7 protein-coding genes and 1 pseudogene are annotated in these 6,366 nt (G+C 68.2%); 1 reads left to right on the forward strand and 7 read right to left on the reverse strand.

The genetic code is table 11. The features are described from left to right. Positions 1–25: 25 nt before the first annotated feature. From EII35_RS15085 to purS, 3 genes are read right to left on the reverse strand one after another with little or no spacing between them, the layout of a single operon-like run. Complete coding sequence (locus EII35_RS15085; RefSeq protein WP_185744387.1) at positions 26–1,000, reverse strand: DUF2332 domain-containing protein; 975 nt, start codon at positions 998–1,000, stop codon at positions 26–28. Between the two features lie 4 nt (positions 1,001–1,004). Beyond that, complete coding sequence (gene purQ, locus EII35_RS15090) at positions 1,005–1,679, reverse strand: phosphoribosylformylglycinamidine synthase subunit PurQ (protein ID WP_125229289.1); 675 nt, start codon at positions 1,677–1,679, stop codon at positions 1,005–1,007. Further along, positions 1,679–1,918, reverse strand: a complete 240-nt coding sequence (purS, locus tag EII35_RS15095) for a phosphoribosylformylglycinamidine synthase subunit PurS (RefSeq protein ID WP_125229290.1) — start codon at positions 1,916–1,918, stop codon at positions 1,679–1,681. The genes purQ and purS overlap by 1 nt, the downstream gene beginning before the upstream one ends. Positions 1,919–2,005: 87 nt before the next feature. On the opposite strand from purS, the gene EII35_RS15100 reads away from it, so the two are divergent. Beyond that, positions 2,006–4,033, forward strand: a complete 2,028-nt coding sequence (locus EII35_RS15100) for a SulP family inorganic anion transporter (protein ID WP_125229294.1) — start codon at positions 2,006–2,008, stop codon at positions 4,031–4,033. Here the strand turns inward: EII35_RS15100 and EII35_RS15105 are convergent. The 4 genes and pseudogenes from EII35_RS15105 to EII35_RS16770 form a co-directional block, all read right to left on the reverse strand. Continuing rightward, positions 4,026–4,871 (reverse strand): annotated as a pseudogene (locus tag EII35_RS15105) (phosphoribosylaminoimidazolesuccinocarboxamide synthase); the annotation flags it as partial. The gene EII35_RS15100 and the pseudogene EII35_RS15105 overlap by 8 nt on opposite strands. A gap of 362 nt (positions 4,872–5,233) precedes the next feature. Next, positions 5,234–5,452, reverse strand: coding sequence for a hypothetical protein (locus EII35_RS15110; RefSeq protein ID WP_125229292.1), 219 nt, complete (start codon positions 5,450–5,452; stop codon positions 5,234–5,236). A gap of 49 nt (positions 5,453–5,501) precedes the next feature. Continuing rightward, positions 5,502–5,783 (reverse strand): DUF3027 domain-containing protein, encoded by a 282-nt coding sequence (locus EII35_RS15115; protein ID WP_125229293.1) that lies wholly within the window; start codon positions 5,781–5,783, stop codon positions 5,502–5,504. Beyond that, positions 5,784–6,200, reverse strand: a complete 417-nt coding sequence (locus tag EII35_RS16770; RefSeq protein ID WP_185744388.1) for a DUF5615 family PIN-like protein — start codon at positions 6,198–6,200, stop codon at positions 5,784–5,786. Positions 6,201–6,366 lie beyond the last annotated feature (166 nt).

Consider the following 6,366-nt stretch of genomic DNA (forward strand, 5'->3'; position numbering starts at 1 on the left):
CCCGGCCACTCCGGTCAGCGCCCTGTCAGAGCCAGTCCACCCACCGACCGTGAGGTGAGGCGACGGCGAGCGCCCGCCCGTCGAGGGCCGCCACGAAGTGCGGACGCGACGGCCGGGGCGCGGAGATCCCGGGCATGATGCGGGGTCCCTCGAAGCTGAGGTGATGGACCCCGAGATCGGCGAGGTGTCGCGTCAACTCCATCCGCTGGGCGCGATCCAGGTACATCGCGAAGGCCGAGTGCATCACCACGACGCTTCCCGGCAGCTCCGCCCACGCCCGGATCTCGCGATCCAGCCAGACGAAGGCCTCCGGCAGCACACCCTGCAGGATCCGCGCCGGGTGCTGCCGCTGCACCCCAGCGGCCAGCACCAGCTGCTCCTCGCGGTCCTCCTCCCCCGGCCACACCAGGGCCCGCAGCCAGGCGAGGTCATCCTTGCCGAGGTGGACAGGACGGGCATCGACCCCGAGGCGCTCCCCGATGACCAGGCGTTCCGGGGAGGCCGGGGCCAGACCGGTCATCGTGGTGGCCAGCACGGGCGCGCCCTCGTCGGCGCGGCTGCCGGGTACCACACCGTCGCCGAGGTCGTAGTGGTACCGGTCGGGCTGGAGGGTCAAGCCTGCGGAGGCGCCGAGTTCCACCAGATGGACGGGCTGCGGCAGGCTCGCCAGGATCGGCGCGAGCACCGTGCACCGCCCCGCCTCATTGGTCTGGGTGCATCGGGTCAGGATGAGCTGCCGGATCTCCTCCCACCGGTCCTCGACGACGGCCTCGAAGTACCAGTCGTCCCCATCGTCGAATGTGCCGTGCAGCCCGAGGTACTTCAGCGCCGCGAGGAAGAGGTTGGGCTGCTGCTTGTCCTCGGGAAGCCGCTCCAGCACCGTGCAGATCCTGGGGCTCCGGGTCACCCACAGGCACACCCGCTCCCACAGCGGGGAGGTCGGGGCCGTCTCCCGCGCGAAGGTCTCGTAGAGTTCCCGGATGCCCTGGCGGCGCGTCACCGGGTCAGACCGTCTGGGCCAGGAACTGGATGGCGGACTGGAAGAACAGCGTCCCGTCCAGCGACGCCCCGGTGAGGGCCTCGACGTTGTGCTCCGGATGCGGCATCAGCCCGACGACGTTGCCCCGCTCGTTGGTGATGCCGGCGATGTCGTTCGCCGAACCGTTCGGGTTGTCGAGGTAGCGGAACACCACCTGGTCGTTGTCCTCGAGTTTCCTCAGCGTCTCCGGCGCGGCCTGGTAGTTGCCCTCCCCGTTCTTCAGGGCGATGACGATCTCCTGACCCTTGCTGAAGGCACAGGTCCAGGTCGTGTCGACGGTCTCCACCCGGAGCCGCTGGTCACGGCAGATGAAGTGCTGGTCGACGTTGCGGATCATGGCCCCCTCCAGCAGGTGCGCCTCGCACAGCAGCTGGAAGCCGTTGCAGATCCCGAGCACCGGCATGCCCTTGGCGGCCGCGTCGATGACGGTGTCCATGATCGGGCTGAACCGGGCGATGGCCCCGCAGCGCAGGTAGTCGCCGTAGGAGAAACCACCGGGCAGGATGATGGCGTCCACGCCGTCGATGGAGTCGGAACCGTGCCACAGCGGGACGGCCTCGGCGCCGCTGAGCCGCGCGGCGCGCAGTGCGTCGTGGTCGTCGAGCGACCCCGGGAACGTGACGACACCGATGCGGGTCATCAGCCCTCCACCACCTCGAAGGTCTCGATGACCGTGTTCGCCAGCAGCTTCTCGGCAGCGGAGGTGACCTGCTGGAGCACCTCGGGGGTCACCTCGCCCTCCACCTCGATCTCGAAGCGCTTCCCCTGGCGCACCGTCATGCCCTCGAAGCCGAGACGCTTCAGGGCCCCCGTGACGGCCTTGCCCTGGGGGTCGAGGATCTCCGGCTTCGGCATGACGTTGACTACGACACGTGGCATGGGCCCAGCCTATCGGGCGGACCGCGGGTTTCCGGGAGGCTCGCGCGAGGCGACTCACGTACAATCCCGGCCGTGCGGATCGCCCGAATGTCTGTTCCCCTGACCCCTTGGCGACGTCTCGTCCCCACCTCGGAGGACTACCGGGGCCTGAGGAGTCGATGGCCCAGGGAACTCATCGCCGGGCTGACCGTGGGCATCGTCGCACTACCCCTGGCTCTCGGCTTCGGTGTCGCCTCCGGTGCCGGGGCAGCCGCCGGCCTGGTGACGGCCATCGTCGCCGGCATCCTCGCGGCGGTCTTCGGGGGCTCCCACCTGCAGGTCTCCGGACCGACGGGAGCGATGACGGTGGTGCTGCTGCCGGTCATCGCCCAGTACGGCCTGCTGACGGTGCCACTGCTGGCGATCATGGCGGGGGTGATGCTCGTCGTCATGGCGATCACGGGGCTGGGACGGGTGGTCGATCTCATCCCGTGGCCGGTGGTCGAGGGCTTCACCTTCGGGATCGGGGTGATCGTGGCGGTGCAGCAGGTGCCGCTGGCCCTCGACACCGTCAAGGGCGAGTCGGAATCGACGCTGTTGTCCACATGGCAGGCCATCACCCACACCGACTGGTCCAGGGCGGTCGCCCCGCTCGGCATCGTCGCACTGGTGATCGCGGTCCAGCTCATCGTGCAACGGCTGTGGCCGCGGCTGCCCGCGTCGCTGCTCGCCATCATCGTCGCGACGGCCGTGGCCTTCGCGGCCCGCCTCCCGGTGGCGACCATCGGTCAGCTGCCCAGCGGCCTGCCCGCCCCGGCCCTCCCGGCGATGTCCCTGTCCTTGCTCATGCAGCTGGCGGCCCCAGCCCTGGCGATCGCGGCCCTCGCCGCCCTGGAGTCGCTGCTCAGCGCCCGGGTGGCCGACGGGCTGGTCACGGATGCGCCCCGCACCAACGCGGACCGGGAACTGCTGGGGCAGGGCATCGCGAACATCGGCTCCGGCCTGTTCGGCGGCCTGCCCGCAACGGGGGCGATCGCCCGCACCGCCGTCAACGTCCGCAGCGGCGGCAGGACCCGCGTGTCCGCGATCACCCACGCCCTGGTCCTCGTGGTGGTGATCGTGGCGCTGGGGCCAGTGGTGGCCGAGGTGCCGTTGTCGGCGTTGGCGGGCGTGCTCATCCTCACGGCGTCGCGGATGATGAACTTCCGCATCGCCGGTCGGATCTGGCGCACCACCCGCGCGGATCGGTTCACCTTCCTCGCCACCGCGGCGACGACGATCGTGCTCGACCTCATCGTGGCGGTACTCCTCGGCGTCGCGATGGCCGCCATCATGAGCCTCAGGCACATGGCGGCGACCTCCTCGGTGCGGCGGGAGCACCTGCCGGTCCACACCCCGACGGGACTGGTGGACTTCCCCAGCCACGAGCTCCACGACACGGTGGCGGTCTACCGGATCGACGGGGCGCTGTTCTACGCCGACGCCCGCCGCTTCATCGACACCGTGTGCTCGGCCCCCGATGCACAGGGGGTCATCATCCGCGCCCACCGGATGCATGTGATGGATGCCTCGGGTGCGGAGGCGCTGCGCGAGGCGGTCCGCACCCTCGCGCGTCGTGACATCGATGTGGTGGTGGAGGGGCTCTCCCCGCAGCAGCTCGCCACCGCCGTCGCGACGGGAGCGATCACCGAGTCCCAGCACGCCGTCGACCTGCCGTCGGCCATCGACCTCATGTGCTCCCACATCGAGGTCCCCGGCCGAGCCCTCACCCGCTCGTTCACCACCCAGGTGTTCTCCTACGGCGTGTTCACCCAGGACCACGTCCACAAGGAGGTCTACGGACGTCGGCTGAGCGGCCACCTCGACTCCCTGCCCGGGTACCGGCTGACCCTCATCGACGTCCCGGATCCCTCGGTCGGGACGCTGGGGGTGGACCGGCAACCGGCGGCCGTCCCCGGGAATGAGGACGACCTCATCGCGGGCATGCGCTACGAGATCGGCGAATCGGAGCTGGCGGCCATCGAGGAGGTCAACCACCCGCTGTTCGAGAAGGTGTGGGTGAAGCTGGCCTCGGGCGAGGAGGCGTGGGTGTTCGTCGCCAAGGAGCCGGTCAGCCGGGGAACGGTTTCCCGGTGAGGCGTTGGAAGGCCTCGACGTAACGGGCGCGGGTCGCCTCGACGATGTCGGTGGGCAGCTGCGGCGGCGGCGAGACCCGGTCCCAGCCCGAGTCGTGGGCCAGCCAGTCGCGGACGAACTGCTTGTCGAAGCTCGGCAGGGACTCCCCCGGCGCCCACAGCTCGGCGTCCCAGAACCGTGACGAATCCGGGGTCAGCACCTCGTCGGCCAGCACGAGGGTGCCGTCGGCACGGTGCCCGAACTCGAACTTCGTGTCGGCCAGGATGATGCCCCGCTCGGCGGCGATCCGCTCGGCCCGCGAGTAGACGGCCAGCGTCACGTCACGCAGCTGGGCGGCCAGGTCCTCGCCGTGCAGCCGCGCGACGGTGGCGTGGTCGACGTTCTCGTCGTGCTCCCCGACGGCTGCCTTGATGGCGGGGGTGAAGATCGGCTCCGGCAGGCGGTCGCCGTCGCGGAGTCCCGCGGGCAGCGGGATCCCGCACACCGTCCCCGACCGCTGGTACTCGGCCCAGCCGGACCCGGTCAGGTAGCCCCGCGCCACGCACTCCACCGGAACCATGGCGAGCTGCTCGACGACGATGGCCCGCCCAGCCACGGACTCCGGCACCTCGGCCGAGACGACGTGGTTGGGGACGAGGTCGGCGAGTTGCTCGAACCACCACAGGGACAGCTGGGTGAGCACGGCCCCCTTGTCCGGGATGGGGGTGGGCAGGATGTGGTCGAAAGCGGAGATCGCATCCGTGGCGACCATGAGGACGTCACCGTCGGGCAGGGCGTACATTTCCCGGACCTTGCCCGCGTACACCAGGGGCAGGCCGAGCGACTCGAACTGGCTCACGGCAGCAGCTTAGAGGGTGCGCGGGCGGAGGCACGAGGCACTGCAGGTGAGCATGAATCGCCGGTTTGCTTCGACTGAAACGTTTCATACGCGGCCTTACGGAAGCAGAACGGCGGTTCGTGATCGGTCTGAAGTACCCTGGCCGAGACAGGCCTGGTCCTCCAGGCCCGGTAGGTTCGCGCAGCGATCTGACAGCCCTGCTCCCGCAGGACCCGACACACGGATTCGACCGTGAACCCCTGCTGACGCATCTCGTCAACGAACGCGACGATCAACGATGCGGGCGTCGAACTCCCCCGCGAAGAAAACCGTGGCCACCCTCAGGATCGCCACGCCCTCACGCAACCGGGCGTTCTCGACCTTCAGCTTGCGGATCTGCTCCAGCTCCTGGCTGGTGCCCCCTCCCTGGACCCCTCATCGATCTCAGCCTGCTGCACCCACCGACGCCACGTCTCAGCCCCGATCCGTTTCTGCCGGGCCACCACCTGGCACACCACCGTCAACGACGAGTACTGGCCCCGATGCTCCTTCACCAACCGCAGCGCACGAGCCTTCACCGCAGGATCAATCTTCTTCAGCATGATGCCAACCTTCCACCCCAGAAAGGACCGGCACGAAACCTGGGGCGCTTCAGTCCTCCTCCGGGATCGAGAATCTTTCTGGAGTGCGCCACCCTTGAGGGTCCTCGGTGAATGCCTCGCAACCATCGTGCTCATACATTGCTTGCTGGTCGAAGTGTGAAGCGGGATTCGCGCACACCCCCCAATCCGCTCCCAAAGAGCCCGCCAGCGGAATCCAGAAATGGCAACCGCCACACTGCTCCCACGCCCAACAATCCGAGTGTGCAGCGTCATCACTGGCGCGGTTCTTCTTCGCCATCCAGCGTTGATGGATCGCGTTTTCTTTCTCCATCTAACCCCCTTCTAGGATGCGGAGAACTGAACTCAGTGACCTTATTCGAAAGTCGATGACGACGGCGTTGGAGCCGAAGCCTCCAGCAAGATCGTGGCCAAAATCGCTAGTACCGACTCTTGCGTATAGTTGATTTGCCAGCTGGTTGAGCTGGGCGTCAGGTGTACCACGAAGGTCCATTTCGGCGACGCTACGTGCATCATAGCCGGATTCACGTAGACCTGAGGCCCACGACGGAGGGAGATTCTCGTCGACGGCAACACGAGGCCCTGGCAGCCGCTGGGCTGCGTCACATCGTCGGCCAGAAGATCCCGCAGGTTCCTGTGGTGATCCAACGCTGGCTTGCTGAACATCCCGGGCAGGAGCCTGAGGATCACCTGGTCCTTGAACAACGCTGGGCCCGCGGCCCCAAGACATCCCAGAGTCCGGAGATGATCTACTACCAGTACCGCAGCAGCCGGGCCCGCCGCGCTGTCAGGGGCATCGATGAGCAGATCCGTAAGGCGGAGGACATCCTGGCGGGCAGGATCACACCCAAGCGGAACCGTTTCCTCCAGGTCAAGGAAGCCACCACCAGCATCAA

Source organism: Arachnia propionica, assembly GCF_003932785.1.
GTDB lineage: Bacteria > Actinomycetota > Actinomycetes > Propionibacteriales > Propionibacteriaceae > Arachnia > Arachnia propionica_B.